This window comes from Pseudalkalibacillus sp. R45 (assembly GCF_052246725.1).
In the GTDB taxonomy this organism is placed as follows: domain Bacteria; phylum Bacillota; class Bacilli; order Bacillales; family Fictibacillaceae; genus Pseudalkalibacillus.
Genome location: NZ_JBQQCL010000001.1, coordinates 400,051 through 414,830 on the forward strand (window position 1 = coordinate 400,051; position 14,780 = coordinate 414,830).

A 14,780-nucleotide genomic window follows, 5' to 3' on the forward strand; every position below is an offset into this window, starting at 1 on the left:
TGAGGATTTGATCTACCAGTATCAGAAGTACCATCTAGAGGGGAATGCTAATCATAATAAGGAGTGATGAAAATGAATAACAAGAAAAAACGATTGATGGAAATCGAGCACCCTTATATAAAAGAAATCGAAGAACACACCGAACACCCTGGTGTAGACGAAGAACGAGATGGGGATCTTGTCCAACACGTTTCTGACGAGGAAAACCTACAAGCTGAACAAGCTCAGGGTTAATAAGAGGGGCTTTCCAATAAGTGCCTGACTCGCCTATTTACATGAGGGTCTGGTTTACTTTTGGAAGCCCCTAAAAATGATTAGCTTTTATCCCCAAGTCTAATCCTTGGGTCTATCAATCCATATGCAAAATCCACAATCAAGATCATTGCTATGAATAAAAAGGAATAGAACAATGTGGTACCCATAATTACCGGGTAATCGTTCATAGTAATCGATCGTACAAACTGTTCCCCAAGTCCCGGTACAGAAAAAATCCGTTCAATGACAAGGGTTCCTGTCATAATTCCAACCAGCATTGGCCCAAGAACGGTAATGAGCGGGATAAGCGCATTACGAACTGCATGGAACACAACTACGTTAGCTGAACTGATCCCTTTCGCCTTTGCCAACACAATATAATCCTGACCCAACACTTCCAAAAGTTCCGTCCTCATGAATCTCGCTGTTACTGCCATCGGAAAGATCATCAGCGCTATTGTAGGGAGAAGCGTATACTCGAAACCTTCCCAAAACGCCACTGGTAGCCATTGTAGTTTAACTCCTACATAGTATTGAAGTAAGCCCGCAAAAACGAAACTTGGAATGGAGATACCGATTACTGACAATAAGGTCGACGAGTAGTCTAAATAGGAATTATGCCGGACTGCTGCAATGATTCCGAGGACCATCCCAATCAAACTGCCGAAGATCATCGACTGGAATCCAAGCTGAGCAGAAGGGCCGATTCTTTGAACGATCAAATCGGTGACTTTTCTCCCTTCAAATTGAAAAGAAATACCGAGATCTCCCTGCACAAGATTTGTCATGTACTTCACATACTGCAAAGGAACAGGATCATTCAGATTATATTTTTCAAGAATGATCGCCTCTTGTTCAGCAGTCAACTTCGCCTGATTGCTTAAAGGTGAACCTGGCATCAGTTTCATCAAGAAAAACGTTGCAGAAGCAATGACGAATAAAGTGATGAGTAAATACAAGATCCGCTTTAAAAAATATGTTTTCATTGAAACAACCCCATCTTTTTCTGACTTTTTTGATATTTTAAAGTATAATGGAAAGTAGAATATGGAAAAAAGTGAAAATTTTGTTGGGAGTTGTTCCCCTTTTTCGAGGAGGTGCCGTGATGAAATACGGAACATATTATTTGCAGCTATGCGATCTTTTCTCAGCTGAAGAATTAGTTGAAGTTCCTTTAAAGCGTCTAGCAGATGAGTGGAAAATTACAACTCGTTATGCGAAGAAAATCGTCCGAGAATTACATAAACAAAAATTCATTGAATGGAATCCAGGAATCGGTCGTGGAAACCTATCTAAGTTACGACTCTTATACTGCAAAAATGATGTCGTAATCGGTATAGCGAAAGAACATGTGCGGAAGAAAAAAATTCAGGAAGCGTTCACAGTCATCCATACACATGCCCCTGAGGTCAAAGAAAACTTTGTGGACTGGCTGTCTGACCCATCTTTATAAGCCCAATAAAGAAAACTTGGAAAAGACAAGCCTAGGCGTAGGCTGAGCCATTAGTTCCTCGAAAAAGCAATTACTTTTCCTTCGTGCGGTGTATTGCTTCCGAAGCCGCCAGCTTGTTCACTTATACTGAAGAAAGTATTCCATACTTTCTTTAAATAAAAAACTCAAATGTTCGGATGGAACAATTTGAGTCGATCCTTTAACGTTAGGTCCATCACATGAGAATTGCGAACGTTTTTTGATTTATTTCAACACCTTTTTCATGATTTTAAGCCCATATTTGTGCGATGGGTACCGAAAGTTAATGTCAAATCGGTTCGTCTGTTTGACAATACTTTTTTGATGAGAAAAAGCATCAAAACTTGCTTTACCATGATAACTGCCAGTTCCACTTTCCCCAACACCGCCGAATGGTAAATAAGGTGATGCGACATGAACCAACGTGTCGTTGATACAACCCCCTCCAAAAGTTAAGCTATCCATGACATGCCTTTGCTGTTCAACTGATTCTGAAAACAAATAAAGCGCTAAGGGTTTCGGATATTTACGGACGTCATGGATGACTTGATCAATCGAATCATATTCCATAACCGGTAAGATAGGACCGAATATTTCTTCTTGCATAACCGGATCAGACCACCCTACTTGATCGATCAACGTCGGTTCGATCGACAAAGAACCCTCATCTTTCTTACCACCTGTGATGATCCGTCCGTCCTCAAGATATCTGCTGAGCCTTTGGAAATGATTCATATTCACGATATGCGTTATTTCAGGATTTTCAAGCGGGTTTGCACCATAGAATTCATCGATGTACTTTTTTATCTTCATTATCAATTCAACCCTCACTCGTTGGTGAATATATAAATAATCTGGTGCAATACAGGTTTGACCTGCATTTGTGAATTTCCCCCATACAATCCTTTTGGCTGCAAGTTCAAGATTTGCACTTTCATCGACAATAGCGGGACTTTTTCCACCCAGTTCCAACGTCACAGGAATCAATTTTTTAGAGGCTGCTTCCATGACGATTTTTCCGACATTCACGCTTCCAGTAAAGAAAATTTTATCGAAATCTTGTTCGAGCAGCACCTGGCTTACTTCCACCCCACCCTCTACAACTGCAACATAACGCTCTTCATATATTTCTCCTATCAGTTTCGAGATGACTTTAGAGACAGTCGGCGTCAGCTCTGAAGGTTTGAGGATCGCGCAATTGCCTGCCGCAATTGCTCCGACTAACGGTGAAATTTGCAGCTGAAAAGGATAATTCCAAGGAGCGATGATTAAACATACTCCATAAGGCTCTGATTGAATATAACTTTTTGAGCCGAAGTGTGTGACTGCCGTTTTCACCCGTATCGGCTTTGTCCATTTTTTCAGGTGCTTAAGAGTGAAACTGATTTCTTTGAGTAACATCCCTATCTCTGATGAATAGGCTTCAAATTCAGATTTGTTGAGGTCTTTTTTTAATGCACCTAAGATATCAGTCTCGTATTTGTTGATCGCATTTCTTAATTTCTCAAGCTGTTGGATGCGGAAATCGACAGACTTCGTTTCTCCTGAGAAAAAATAGGTACGTTGCAGCTGAAGGATTTCTTGAATTGTTGGCATGGTTAGCAGCCTCCGTTTACGAGTTCCAATACATAAACAAAATGTATCGTATCTAAAATGTATACGATACGTTTGTTTTTTTCAAAATTTTAGGTAGACTAAAGACATTACATATATGTATTGAGGAGGTCCGTCATGCATCCCTTATTGAAAAAAATGAATTATAAAAACCAGCCGGAGATATGGGTGATCAAAGCACCTGCAGAGTTTGAAGAAACCATGAAGGAAATAGCAGATGAAGTTACGATCATGGAAGATTTGAAAGCTGGAAGCAAAATTCACTTTGTTCTTGTGTTCACGTATGAAAAGACAGATGTAGGTCCATTTGTAAAAGAACTCCTGCCCCAACTGGAAGAGGATGCCGTTGTCTGGTTCGCCTATCCGAAGAAATCGTCTAAAAAGTACACATCCGACTTGACGAGAGATACAGGTTGGCAGCCGTTAGGTGATGCCGGTTTCGAAGGTGTCAGGCAGGTTGCGCTCAATGAGGATTGGTCCGCACTACGTTTCCGACACGTGGACTATATTAAAACGTTGACACGGAATAAAAAGCTCGCGATGACTGAGCAGGGAAAGAATCGGAAAATTTGATACTCCTTACCCCATAATTTGGGGGATGATCCATACGGACCATCCCCTTATTGTTATTTCTCACTTTTCACATATTCATTTTCTTGTTTTGCTTTGTTATCGTTTGTAGGGAGACCGTCTCTTTTACGGGTGATTTCTCTTGTCAATTCATCAACGCTTGATCGGACATTCCCTTTTCCAGAGAAGTTTTCGATCAATTCCTTGACGTCTAAGCCAGAAGAAGCCTTCAATGATTCCTGTAGCGTTGACATCAAGTTTGTGGCATAGCCCGTTACCTTGTTCGCTCCTCCACCTTCACCGCTGCCAGTGTCGACGACTGTAATTTTATCAATATTACCCAATGGACTTGCAACTTCTTTTGCATAGGAAGGAAGCATGTTGATGATCATATCAAGCATCGCTGCTTGACCATATTGTTCAAAAGCTTCTGCAATTTTCTGTTTCGCTTCCGCTTCTGCAAGTCCCTTCAGACGGATGACTTCAGCTGACGATTCACCTTGAGCTCTTTCTGCGTCGGCCTTCGCGATACCGTCGATACGGATTTTTTCCGCTTCTGCTCTCGCCATGGACTCGATGCGATATTGTTCAGCATCGGCTGAAGCGATCTGCTTCCGCTTATCCGCTTCTGCTGACTGCTCGACAGCATAACGGTCAGCATCCGCTTTCTTCTTGACCTCAGAATCATATTGCTTCTCACGACGAAGAATTTCTTTTTCCTCGAGTTCAATCTGCTTTTGACGCTCGATGATCTTGATCTGCATCTGATGCTCTGTTACCTCTTGCATCGAACGAGCCTCTTCAAGATGATAGGACTGGTCTGCACGCGCCTTTGCCCGATCCTGCTCTTCGCGGTATTCTGCAATTTTCAACTGATTGATTTTTTCTGCTTCAGCTACCTCAGTAGCGCGTTCCAGCTCGGATTTCTTCGCATCTTTATCTGCTTCCGCACGTTTGATCCGTGTTTCTTTTTCTGCTTCAGCGGTGGCGATATCCGCATCCCGTTTCACTTGAGCGATCCGCGGCTTACCGAGTGACTCTAAGTATCCATTTTTATCACGGACATCTTTTATCGTGAACGAGACGATGTTCAGACCCATTTTCGCAAGGTCTTGAGATGCAACACGCTGTACTTCCTGTGAGAATTTTTCACGGTTCTTGTAAATCTCTTCGACCGTCATCGATCCGAGAATCGAACGGAGATGTCCTTCAAGGACCTCGCGTGCTTCATTCTCACGGTCACTTTTGGTTTTACCTAAGAATTGTTCAGCGGCCGTAGCGATTTCGCCGATTGATCCGCCGATTTTGATGATCGCTGTACCGTCAGCCATGACAGGGACACCCTGCTCTGTGTAAACTTCCGGTGTCTGTACATCAATTTTACTCGACAATAGACTCAACGATTCAGCTTGTTGGAACACCGGGAGCACAAATGTACCTCCGCCCCGTACGATTTTGATCCTGTTACCGGCTTCATCGATATTGACATTCTTCGATCCGAGGTAACTACCTGTGACAATCAATGCTTCATCAGGACCCGCTGTACGGTATTTCGAAACGAATACCCCGATTAAAGCAATCAATAAAAATGCTACGATTCCAATGACAATGAAAAGTGGACTTAGACCCATATGATCCTCCTTAAATATGAATTGTTACACGTTGAAGGTTTCTTGTTCGTATCGGGTAACGTGCAGAACCCCATCTTTGGTGTCGATGATCAAAATATCAGAGCCAGCCTCGATTGGTTCGTTTTCCAGACTGACCGCCGACTTAGCGATATTTCCGCTGTTCCCGCTGATCAATACCTCACCATAACCATCAGCAGGAATGGAAATGATGACTTTGCCTATCCGGCCTTGTAAGTCTTCTATCGCATACGTATTTGATTCTTCCGCGGAAGAGAGTGGAATCAACACGAATACGTTCAACAAAGTAACGAATAGGAATGCTAAAAGTGCAGAAACGACCAGGATGATCCAGCTGTTCATTCCAGTCATGATTTCAAGCAAGTATCCGGATGCACTGAAAATGGTAAGGAAAGAAAGAATCAATGTCGGGTTGAAGAACGTCTCAGACAAGACCTCGAAAACCCCTTCCAAAACATCGCTCATTACTATATAAATGAGCGTTAAACATCCTCCGATGATGAGTCCATAGAGATAGAGCGTCTCTATCGGATATCCAAATAACTCCATATGATTCCCCTATTCGCTTGTTCCATTTAATTGGTTTGCAATTCGTTCTTTCAATAAACGCAGTTCATAGTCCACACTGCTGTTCATCTCTACTTCCTTCAATTCGGTGTCCAACGTTCGGCTTGATACGTTAAGGTCCTCACTTGTTTCTGCTTCAGCCTCAAACCTGAGAACTTTCTCTTCCATTCGTTTGAAGCCGTGTTTTGAACCTTCGCTATTATGCATCGCCACAGAACGGTTGATGTTTGTGCGTGCTTTAGCAGACTGGGCGCGGGATTTCAATGTAGCCTTCTTCATTTCCATATCACGAAATTCTGATTTCATTTCAGTCAGCTTTTCTTTGAGATCTGCTGCAGTTTTGGAAGCCTCGATGTAGAGGTGCTCCAATTGTTCCGCTTCTTTCTGAAGACGCGATTTATCTTCGAGCGCTCTTTTCGCTAAATCTTCATTGTCTTCTTGAAGTGCATGGATTGCCTGCTCTTCACGTTTCTTGACCATCGATTGGGCTTCTTCCCATTTCATCTTCAGCAGTTTTTCTTCTGCCATGATCTTTGCAGTCGCCTTCTCTGCTTCCTGGATGTCAGAAGCCATCTCACGTAAATACTGCTCGACCATTTTGATAGGGTCTTCTGCTTTGTCGATCAGGCTGTTCAATTCCGAATTGACGACTGTCTTCACCCGTTTAAAAAGCTCAAACATCTAAATCCCCCCATTTGCTTGATTTTGATCAGAAACGCTCAATTATACTCACTCTTTATTACGGTTACTTTTGTAAAAAGTTTCATATATTTGTTAAAAAATGTTTTTGTGTATTCGATTACAGGTTGTGGATGACGTTCCATTTCGTTGAGTATGATAAAATTTGTATCAATGAGTTGTATTCCTAAATGAGGTGATGATATGCGCAGTTCGAATCCGAGTTTGAATGATAAAACGTTCAGTAGATTTCGAGGAAGTGCGTCATCGGGTAATGCGATGACCATCGGGGGCGCAGTAAACAAGACTTTCATTTTGCTTGTCGTGTTGATGGGCAGTGCCTTCTATTCCTGGAATGAGTATTTTTCAGGCAACATGGTACAACACTTATTATGGATCGGTGTGTTAGGCGGACTTGTGATGGCATTGATCACTGCTTTTGTTCCGAGGATTTCCCCATTCACCGCTCCTGCTTATGCTTTGTTAGAAGGGCTGGCGATCGGTGCCTTATCTGCAATCTATGAATCCCAATTCAGGGGTATCACTTTGCAGGCTGCTCTCCTTACGATCAGTACGTTATTAGCAATGCTGCTTTTATATAAGACAGGTATCATAAAAGTTACGAAGAATTTCAGAATAGGAGTCATATCTGCGACTATGGGAATTTTCTTTGTTTACTTGATTGATATCATTCTAAGGTTTTTCGGAATGAATGTTCCATTTCTTCATGAAACAGGCATGATTGGTATTATCATTTCATTAGTAATTGTTGGAGTAGCTGCCCTGAACCTGGTATTGGATTTTGATTTCATTGAGGCAGGTGCCAGACAACAGGTACCGAAATATATGGAGTGGTATGCTGGATTTGGGCTATTGGTCACACTTGTCTGGTTGTATATTGAAATGTTGAGGCTGCTATCGAAAATCAGAAGAAATTGATATGGGGGTCATGGAATGGGAGATTTGAGAGTTGAGCATGCAAAAGCGTGGTTTCATGATGTTTTTGGGAGAGGAGATTTGGCTCGGTTGGATGAGATTGCAGTGGATGATGTGACAGTGAATACTGCCGGGCGCCATTCAGTCGGAAAACCGGAGTTCATCTAATTTCTGGACTGGTACCGGTCGACGTTCACAAACAGTGAATGGGAGTTGCACGATATCATCATTGGAGATGAGAAAGTCGTCATCCGGTACACTGGAACAAGCACCTATGCTGGGGGCTGGCTTGAGTTACCTGCTCGTGACGAACCCGTAAAAGAAACTGGTGTATTGATTTTCGCTTTTGAAGGGAATCTGATCAGTAAGATATGGTGCGAATTGAGCGATCTCGAGGTCTACAGTGATCTAGGTGGCCTGGCACATATCAAAAACCCGCAAAGCTGAAATGGTTTGGATTTAGCTGTAACATCGGGCTAGAACCTGCCATTGATGAAGGCTAAGCGACAGTTGTACGCATAAGGGTTGACCGTCTTTTAGCAGGTCAACCCCTATTTATGCTGTTGCCCAAACGAATAAAACAACAGCCTGTCAAAACTGATGTACATATGTGGGATGAAACACCATCACAATCCATATATAATAAAGGCAGTGCTTTATTCATCGGTGCCAGGCACCGATAGAGAAGCCCTGGTACCATTGAATTCCTGATCGGTGCCTGGCACACTTTGAAACTCCTTGGGAGAGTAAAACTCCATTTTGGTGCCTGGCACTGAAGCAGTTTACGCAAAGTGCAGTTTAATAAAAGGATGATGTAAATGAAGCGTATTTTGTTAACGGGGGGCGGTTCGACTGGCCACGTCGCTGTCAATCTTGCCTTGATCCCTCACTTGAAACGTAATAATTGGGAAATCCATTATATTGGATCACACAATGGAATTGAACGTGAGTTGATTAAACATCTCCCTGATGTTACGTATTATCCGATTTCTACAGGAAAACTGCGGAGATATTTCGATATCAATAACTTTAAAGATCCGTTCAGGGTAATCAAAGGTATCGGTCAGGCGTATAGGATCATCCGGAAGGTGAAGCCGAGTATCGTTTTCTCTAAAGGGGGCTTCGTTTCAGTGCCTGTAATCCTTGCCTCCCGGCTTACGAAAACGCCAGTCATTTCTCACGAGTCTGATATGAGTCCCGGACTTGCGAATAAAATCTCAATGCCATTCGCTTCAAAGGTATGTGTGACCTTCCCGGAAACACTCAAACACCTCCCTGAAGACAAAGGAATTTTACTCGGGTCGATTGTTCGTGAAGAATTGCGTACAGGTCTAAAACGAAAAGGGCTTCATTTTTGTGATTTCACTGAATCCAAGCCCGTCATCCTCGTAATGGGAGGAAGTCAGGGAGCTAAGAGGCTTAATGAGGCTGTAAGAAATCTTGTACCGACATTGACTGAAAAGTATCAAATCGTCCACCTTTGCGGAAAAGGGAAAGTCGATGAGACGATCAATGTTCATGGATATAAGCAGTTTGAGTATATAAAAGATGAGTTGCCTGATATTCTCGCAATGACGGATCTCGTCGTCACCCGAGCAGGTTCAAACTCAATCTATGAATTTCTCGATCTGCAGATTCCGATGATTCTAGTACCGCTTCCTCTCAGCCAGAGCCGCGGTGATCAAATACAAAATGCGGAGTCTTTTAAAAAGCAAGGCTTTGCTGAAGTGATTCAAGAAGAAGACGTCACTGATGAATCGCTTCATCAATTAATAGAGAAAACATACAACGAACGTGAACAATATAAAAGAAGCATGCAGCGGAGCGAGCAAAGCAATCCACTCGAAAAGCTGTACGGTTTGCTGGAAAAATACAGTAAATATTAAAATGAACTATACTGTCCCAGAAGTGTCTGAGTCTCTCGTACTTAACAACATTTTGAGAGAAAAAGTGTTTTTGATACAAACTGTTGTTTTGGAGGTTTCTGATGCTTTTTTGGGACAGTGTTTTTATTTTTATCATAAGAGGAATGTGTATTAATACTTCCTCTTTATCTACCAACAAGACTATGTCTACTAATCAATGGAAGGAGAATGAATACAAATGGCGATCAAAAAGCTGATCAAAGCTTTTATCCTGAAAAAAGGGTATAACATGGCAAGAAGGCATCTCATTCCAATGGCAAAAAAAGAATGGAAGAAACGACGTAGAAGGTAGATGCTTATTTAAAGAACTTAAACGGGTCGTTTCCGTTTTTCGTTTAGTTTACCTGCGGAAAGGATAGTAATCGACAATACAAACGAACAGAGTCCAACTAAAAGATGATAGAAACAAACGAAAGAAGGACTGTCTCACCAATATTTTGGTGTGTCAGTCCTTTTTTTGATCGATATTCTCATCTAGTTTATAGTGCTGACTTCAAAATTCTTGATTTCAATGACATTTGAAGCAACATAATGCTCATTGCCGATATTGATCAGATGCGGGGGATGCGGTGACGCAGGAGGAACAATGATTTTCTCCTGGATCACATCCCGTTGAGTCGGATCATTTCTTGGAATAGATGCGAGTAGAGACTTCGTATAGGGATGGACAGGATTCCTGTAAATTTCCTCTTTACCGGCAATCTCCAACATATGACCACCATTCAGTATACCAACCCGATCGCTCATATGATGTACAACGCTTAAATCATGTGAAATGAAAATGGAGGTCAGATTGAATTCTTTCTGCAGATCCTTTAATAGGTTCAATATTTGTGCCTGCACAGATACGTCTAGTGCTGATACCGGTTCATCAGCAATGATCAGTTTAGGATTCAAGATCAGTGCACGGGCGATTGCTATCCGTTGTCTTTGACCTCCTGAGAACTCATGGATTGTTTTTTGATAGGAACTTTTGGGAAGTCCTACATTTTCTAGCATCTGAAAAGCTCTCTGCGTTCTTTCCTCTTGTGAAAACACCTTCTGTATGACGAGTGGTTCTTCGATGATTTCCCCTACTTTCAACCGGGGACTAAGAGATTCATAGGGATTTTGAAAGATCATCTGGAAATCCTTCCTCATCTCCCTCAATTTTTTACCGTCTAATCTGGTCAAATCGACTCCAGCAAACTTGATAGAGCCATAATCAGGTGCCAGTAGCCGTATGATCGTTCGTCCAAGCGTCGTTTTTCCAGATCCGGATTCACCTACGATTCCTAAGGTTTCTCCTTCGTATACGTTGAAGGTAACCCCTCCGATTGCCTTTTTGATGCTTCTGCCATCTTGAAACGAAGTAGAAAGGTTTTGGACTTCAACTAATGGTTTCATGCCTTCAACACCTCACCTTTTTCATAAAGAAAACTTGGTAAAGCCAAGCCTTTGACGCAGGCTGAGCTTTAGTTGCGCTTATATTGAAGAAAGTATTTTATACTTTCTTTAAATGTCAAAAAACCTAACATGATGACCAGGTTCAACTTCGATCAAGGTTGAAGATGAATGATAAACCTTTTCATCTGCCGAAAACGTTTCCGGGGCAAATTTTCGTCCTCCAAAGCCATGTTGCAAACTGACGGCATCCCTTATCGTCTGCAAATGCTCCTTAGGCTCTTCTATTTTCGGGATACTCTCCATCAACCCTTTCGTATAGGGATGGATGGGATTTTTGAAAAGCGTGAACACATCAGCGGATTCGACGATTTTACCCCCGAACATCACCAATACTCGATCCGCATATTCTGCCACTAGCCCGAAATCATGAGTGATCAGGAGGAGAGATGTAGCAGTCGTTTTCTTATATTCGTTCATCAAGTCAAGAATTTGTTTTTGAATGGTTACATCTAATGCAGTAGTGGGTTCATCGGCAATGATCAGCTGTGGTTTGCATGAAATCGCCATGGCAATGAGAGCACGTTGTTTCATCCCGCCAGAAAGCTGACCAGGGTATTGATCAAACACTTCTGTCGGGTTGTTGAACCCTACTTCCGTCAATAGACGCAGCGCCTCCCGTCTAAGTTCTTTACGATTCATCAGCCGATGATAAACGAGGCCTTCTGTAATTTGTTTTCCGACTTTCATGGACGGATTCAATGATACAGAAGCATCCTGGAAAATCATCGAGATCTCCTTCCCCCGTATTTTTTGTAATTCTTTATCCGGAAGTGCTAATAAGTCCTTGTCATTATAGAAAATACGTCCATTACGAATACCTCCGTTAGCAGGTAAAAGCCCGAGGATAGAGAGGGAGGTCACACTTTTTCCAGATCCAGATTCTCCGATCAGCGCAACCGTTTCACCTTTAGCGATTGAAAAGCTGACATCATCGATTGCGACGAATTCATCTTCTTCAGAGCCAAAAGCGACACTTAGATTTTGAACTTCGAGCAAATTCATATTCCCCTCCCTCTCTCTCCGTGTTTCATAGCATTCTGCATGCCATTGATGATCAGGTTCATCGAAAAAATCGTCAATGAAAAGAAAGCTAAAGGTATAAGGACCACATGCGGGCTATGTACGATTTCTTGAAAATTGTTGCCGATAAGACCGGACCATTCTCCAGACAGCGAGACGAATACCTCGTGTGTGCTTAATAAATCCCCATCCAGGATCGTTTTGACCCCTCCAAGGAAAATCAATAAAACACCAAGATGAGCAAGTAAGATCATTACCTGGATGATTTGTTGGGCTGTCACTAATAAGAAGCGGCTGGTCATCTCTGGCAGTACGTGCTTGACATATACATATCGATGCTTTGCCCCAAGAGATAAAGTACTGACAATGTATTCCTTCCTTGTGATCATTGCCATATCCTTTGAAAAAACCGATATGAGAGGCGGGACTCCGATCAAGATCAATATGATGCTCTGGATCAATACGATTTCAAAGAAACTGGTCCCTTCCTGCGCTTGTTTTACCGCTAATGGAGCCATCAGCAAATACCCTAAAATTGAAGCTGGTACAAAAAGGGTCGATTCGATGATATCTTCAAACATAGGACGTAGTTTTTCATTGTATTGATGATAAAAAATCGCCAGCACACCAGCAGCGATAACCCGTATTAAAGCAATCGAAATCGTGATCAGCAAGGTATACTTAGCACCACTGATTACCAGGCTCAGCAAGTTCCTGCCGAATCGATCCGTTCCGAACGGAGGGACCTGTGAGGGCGAAAAAGGAGCAACATCAACCAGCTTTCCATCTTTATAGAGATATTTGACTTCCTCTGGAGGGTCAGCAAATAACGGATATCCAAGACTCAACACTAGCAATGACAATACGATGAATGCGCCAATCCAAAACTGTGGTTGTTTCCATAAGACCCTGCTCATACGTATGCATCCCCTTTATCACCCGTGGCTCGATCAATCATCGCTTGAGCTGCTTCGAATAAGAATAAGAAAGGAATTGTGATCATGATCGTGCTTATTATAAATACAAAGATATTTGGACTAAGCATGATTCTCATCAATCCGTGGATGTTGAACACGTATTCCATGATAAATAGGTTCGATAGCATGAAGACGAAAATCGTTTTGAAATAGAGGAACAGATTGAATAAAACGTTTCTGAACACATGGCGGAACAATATGTAATAATCACCAAGACCCATTGATTTTGACACGTTGACGTAGGCTTTATTCTTCTCTTCTTCAAGCAAAAGGAACGTGATTTTGAACAACTGGATGGTAGGCAGGACAGATAGGACCAAAATCGGGAGCAGATAAATTTTATCATCATACACCACCGTCACATTACTGATGAGCCAACCTGTTTTTTGGTAGATATAAACGATCAACAATTGCAAGGATAGTACAATGAACAAATCAGGAATGGATTCGAATAGGGTTAGTAGCCCGTAGACCATCCTCTTTAGAAAACGCGGCAACAAAGTGGTGCAAAATGTAAACAAAATGGCAAAAATCAAACCGAGTATCAACGCGCCGAAGAAAATCGTCATCGAATAAGCGTACTTATCAAAAATACCCGGAAAGAGATCATATGTTTTTCCATTAAATGTGTAGGATTGCAGATTGATCGTCTGGTCGAATCCATAAAGAAGACTCGGTAAAAAACCGATGAAAATGATACCGATTATAATAGATTTCAATCGTTTGAAATAAACACCCAGTGACACCTTTTTATCCCCCTTCTATTTGATTGGGTTTCTCTCATAACTCTAGTAAATTTGCGAATATTTTGAAATAATCGTACCAATGATATCGATTTATGTAAACAAATTCCATCCGAAGAAATAAAGAAACCTTGGCACAGATAAGCTTTAGCGCAAGCTGAGCCTTAGTTGCCCTTATATTGAAGTAAGTATTTATTCTTTCTTTAAATGTTAAAAAGACGACCAAAACGGCCGCCAATTACTGAGAATTCTTCTTTTTCCTTTTATGTTGCACGTACCAGGCAATAAACAGGATCGCCACAATGCCAAGTACGATGTAGATTGTTTTCGAATAGAGCTTCACATATTGGATGATACCTGTCCAATTTTCACCAAGTGCAGCCCCAATGCTTACAAGGAGGATATTCCAGATGATCGTTCCAAGTGTGGTGAGAACGATGAAGAAGAGAAATGGCATGTTCGACATACCCGCAGGGATGGATATGACACTTCGTAAAAATGGCATCATCCTTCCAAAGAAAACCGTCCATTTTCCATGGCGATCGAACCAGTCATCTGCACGTCTTACATCTTTCTTTTTCACTCGGAGAATGTGTCCCCAGCGATCAATCATTTTTTCTAAGTTTTCAACATCCAATAGCAATCCAACGCCATACAGGACGATCGCACCAAATACCGAGCCGGCTGTCGAAGCCAAGATGACACCGATGATGTGCAGATCTGTGGTAGTCGTGACGAACCCACTGAACGGCAGCACCACCTCAGAAGGAATCGGGGGAAAAAGATTTTCCAAAGCCATTATAAGGAAGATGCCAAAATACCCATATTGCTCAATGAACTCTGTATACCAACTCTCCATTACATGCTCCTTTAAAACGAACTTCAACATCATTTACTTTCTTATCATACTTCCCCTACCGTAAAATTTC

Annotated in this window: 17 protein-coding genes; 7 read left to right on the forward strand and 10 right to left on the reverse strand. The window is 42.0% G+C overall.

The annotated features are described in order from the left end of the window. Positions 1–72 precede the first annotated feature (72 nt). Positions 73–234 (forward strand): hypothetical protein, encoded by a 162-nt coding sequence (locus tag ACTWQL_RS02120; protein ID WP_443140777.1) that lies wholly within the window; start codon positions 73–75, stop codon positions 232–234. Positions 235–314: 80 nt separating this feature from the next. Here ACTWQL_RS02120 and opp3b read toward each other — a convergent pair whose 3' ends face one another. Continuing rightward, entirely contained in the window at positions 315–1,241 is a 927-nt protein-coding gene (gene opp3b / locus ACTWQL_RS02125; protein WP_443140778.1) for an oligopeptide ABC transporter permease, read from the reverse strand. Positions 1,242–1,360: 119 nt separating this feature from the next. Between opp3b and ACTWQL_RS02130 the strand changes: the two genes are divergently transcribed. Next, a complete protein-coding gene (locus tag ACTWQL_RS02130; RefSeq protein WP_443140779.1) occupies positions 1,361–1,708 on the forward strand; it encodes an SgrR family transcriptional regulator in 348 nt (115 codons plus the stop codon). A 243-nt stretch (positions 1,709–1,951) separates the two neighbouring features. Here the strand turns inward: ACTWQL_RS02130 and ACTWQL_RS02135 are convergent, their stop codons facing one another. Beyond that, positions 1,952–3,322 carry an aldehyde dehydrogenase gene (locus ACTWQL_RS02135; RefSeq protein ID WP_443140780.1) on the reverse strand — a complete coding sequence of 457 codons (1,371 nt, stop codon included), beginning with the start codon at positions 3,320–3,322 and terminating at the stop codon, positions 1,952–1,954. A 135-nt stretch (positions 3,323–3,457) separates the two neighbouring features. Between ACTWQL_RS02135 and ACTWQL_RS02140 the strand changes: the two genes are divergently transcribed. After that, the gene (locus ACTWQL_RS02140) at positions 3,458–3,913 is read left to right on the forward strand and encodes a DUF3052 domain-containing protein (RefSeq protein ID WP_443140781.1); all 456 of its coding nucleotides are present in this window, start codon (positions 3,458–3,460) and stop codon (positions 3,911–3,913) included. Positions 3,914–3,966: 53 nt separating this feature from the next. Here the strand turns inward: ACTWQL_RS02140 and ACTWQL_RS02145 are convergent, their stop codons facing one another. From ACTWQL_RS02145 to ACTWQL_RS02155, 3 genes are read right to left on the reverse strand one after another with little or no spacing between them, the layout of a single operon-like run. Next, a complete protein-coding gene (locus tag ACTWQL_RS02145; RefSeq protein ID WP_443140782.1) occupies positions 3,967–5,541 on the reverse strand; it encodes an SPFH domain-containing protein in 1,575 nt (524 codons plus the stop codon). Between the two features lie 24 nt (positions 5,542–5,565). Further along, positions 5,566–6,108 (reverse strand): NfeD family protein, encoded by a 543-nt coding sequence (locus tag ACTWQL_RS02150; RefSeq protein WP_443140783.1) that lies wholly within the window; start codon positions 6,106–6,108, stop codon positions 5,566–5,568. A gap of 9 nt (positions 6,109–6,117) precedes the next feature. After that, positions 6,118–6,807, reverse strand: a complete 690-nt coding sequence (locus ACTWQL_RS02155; protein WP_443140784.1) for a PspA/IM30 family protein — start codon at positions 6,805–6,807, stop codon at positions 6,118–6,120. A 201-nt stretch (positions 6,808–7,008) separates the two neighbouring features. On the opposite strand from ACTWQL_RS02155, the gene ACTWQL_RS02160 reads away from it, so the two are divergent. The 4 genes from ACTWQL_RS02160 to ACTWQL_RS02175 all read left to right on the forward strand — a co-directional run bounded on the left by ACTWQL_RS02160 (position 7,009) and on the right by ACTWQL_RS02175 (position 9,626). Next, on the forward strand, positions 7,009–7,743 hold the full coding sequence (locus tag ACTWQL_RS02160) for a Bax inhibitor-1/YccA family protein (protein ID WP_443140785.1): 735 nt from the start codon (positions 7,009–7,011) through the stop codon (positions 7,741–7,743). Positions 7,744–7,758: 15 nt separating this feature from the next. After that, on the forward strand, positions 7,759–7,908 hold the full coding sequence (locus tag ACTWQL_RS02165; protein ID WP_443140786.1) for a hypothetical protein: 150 nt from the start codon (positions 7,759–7,761) through the stop codon (positions 7,906–7,908). A 45-nt stretch (positions 7,909–7,953) separates the two neighbouring features. Beyond that, on the forward strand, positions 7,954–8,187 hold the full coding sequence (locus ACTWQL_RS02170; RefSeq protein WP_443140787.1) for a hypothetical protein: 234 nt from the start codon (positions 7,954–7,956) through the stop codon (positions 8,185–8,187). A 371-nt stretch (positions 8,188–8,558) separates the two neighbouring features. Next, positions 8,559–9,626, forward strand: a complete 1,068-nt coding sequence (locus ACTWQL_RS02175) for an undecaprenyldiphospho-muramoylpentapeptide beta-N-acetylglucosaminyltransferase (protein WP_443140788.1) — start codon at positions 8,559–8,561, stop codon at positions 9,624–9,626. 513 nt (positions 9,627–10,139) lie between these two features. On the opposite strand, the gene ACTWQL_RS02180 is transcribed toward ACTWQL_RS02175, so the two are convergent. From ACTWQL_RS02180 to ACTWQL_RS02200, 5 genes are all read right to left on the reverse strand, one after another. Next, positions 10,140–11,051 carry an ABC transporter ATP-binding protein gene (locus tag ACTWQL_RS02180; RefSeq protein WP_443140789.1) on the reverse strand — a complete coding sequence of 304 codons (912 nt, stop codon included), beginning with the start codon at positions 11,049–11,051 and terminating at the stop codon, positions 10,140–10,142. 108 nt (positions 11,052–11,159) lie between these two features. After that, entirely contained in the window at positions 11,160–12,113 is a 954-nt protein-coding gene (locus ACTWQL_RS02185) for an ABC transporter ATP-binding protein (protein WP_443140790.1), read from the reverse strand. Then, positions 12,110–13,048, reverse strand: a complete 939-nt coding sequence (locus tag ACTWQL_RS02190; RefSeq protein ID WP_443140791.1) for a hypothetical protein — start codon at positions 13,046–13,048, stop codon at positions 12,110–12,112. Before ACTWQL_RS02190 ends, ACTWQL_RS02185 begins: the two co-directional genes overlap by 4 nt. Then, positions 13,045–13,854 carry an ABC transporter permease subunit gene (locus ACTWQL_RS02195; protein WP_443140792.1) on the reverse strand — a complete coding sequence of 270 codons (810 nt, stop codon included), beginning with the start codon at positions 13,852–13,854 and terminating at the stop codon, positions 13,045–13,047. The genes ACTWQL_RS02190 and ACTWQL_RS02195 overlap by 4 nt, the downstream gene beginning before the upstream one ends. 235 nt (positions 13,855–14,089) lie before the next feature. Then, positions 14,090–14,710, reverse strand: coding sequence for a DedA family protein (locus ACTWQL_RS02200; RefSeq protein WP_443140793.1), 621 nt, complete (start codon positions 14,708–14,710; stop codon positions 14,090–14,092). Between the last annotated feature and the right edge of the window lie 70 nt (positions 14,711–14,780).

What these genes read in the sequence shown, in the direction of transcription:
- opp3b (WP_443140778.1), bottom strand. Translation starts at nt 1,241, where the DNA reads ATGAAAACATATTTTTTAAAGCGGATCTTGTATTTACTCATCACTTTA.
- ACTWQL_RS02120 (WP_443140777.1), top strand. Translation starts at nt 73, where the DNA reads ATGAATAACAAGAAAAAACGATTGATGGAAATCGAGCACCCTTATATA.
- ACTWQL_RS02130 (WP_443140779.1), top strand. Translation starts at nt 1,361, where the DNA reads ATGAAATACGGAACATATTATTTGCAGCTATGCGATCTTTTCTCAGCT.
- ACTWQL_RS02180 (WP_443140789.1), bottom strand. Translation starts at nt 11,051, where the DNA reads ATGAAACCATTAGTTGAAGTCCAAAACCTTTCTACTTCGTTTCAAGAT.
- ACTWQL_RS02160 (WP_443140785.1), top strand. Translation starts at nt 7,009, where the DNA reads ATGCGCAGTTCGAATCCGAGTTTGAATGATAAAACGTTCAGTAGATTT.
- ACTWQL_RS02190 (WP_443140791.1), bottom strand. Translation starts at nt 13,048, where the DNA reads ATGAGCAGGGTCTTATGGAAACAACCACAGTTTTGGATTGGCGCATTC.
- ACTWQL_RS02150 (WP_443140783.1), bottom strand. Translation starts at nt 6,108, where the DNA reads ATGGAGTTATTTGGATATCCGATAGAGACGCTCTATCTCTATGGACTC.
- ACTWQL_RS02175 (WP_443140788.1), top strand. Translation starts at nt 8,559, where the DNA reads ATGAAGCGTATTTTGTTAACGGGGGGCGGTTCGACTGGCCACGTCGCT.
- ACTWQL_RS02200 (WP_443140793.1), bottom strand. Translation starts at nt 14,710, where the DNA reads ATGGAGAGTTGGTATACAGAGTTCATTGAGCAATATGGGTATTTTGGC.
- ACTWQL_RS02135 (WP_443140780.1), bottom strand. Translation starts at nt 3,322, where the DNA reads ATGCCAACAATTCAAGAAATCCTTCAGCTGCAACGTACCTATTTTTTC.
- ACTWQL_RS02155 (WP_443140784.1), bottom strand. Translation starts at nt 6,807, where the DNA reads ATGTTTGAGCTTTTTAAACGGGTGAAGACAGTCGTCAATTCGGAATTG.
- ACTWQL_RS02185 (WP_443140790.1), bottom strand. Translation starts at nt 12,113, where the DNA reads ATGAATTTGCTCGAAGTTCAAAATCTAAGTGTCGCTTTTGGCTCTGAA.
- ACTWQL_RS02145 (WP_443140782.1), bottom strand. Translation starts at nt 5,541, where the DNA reads ATGGGTCTAAGTCCACTTTTCATTGTCATTGGAATCGTAGCATTTTTA.
- ACTWQL_RS02165 (WP_443140786.1), top strand. Translation starts at nt 7,759, where the DNA reads ATGGGAGATTTGAGAGTTGAGCATGCAAAAGCGTGGTTTCATGATGTT.
- ACTWQL_RS02140 (WP_443140781.1), top strand. Translation starts at nt 3,458, where the DNA reads ATGCATCCCTTATTGAAAAAAATGAATTATAAAAACCAGCCGGAGATA.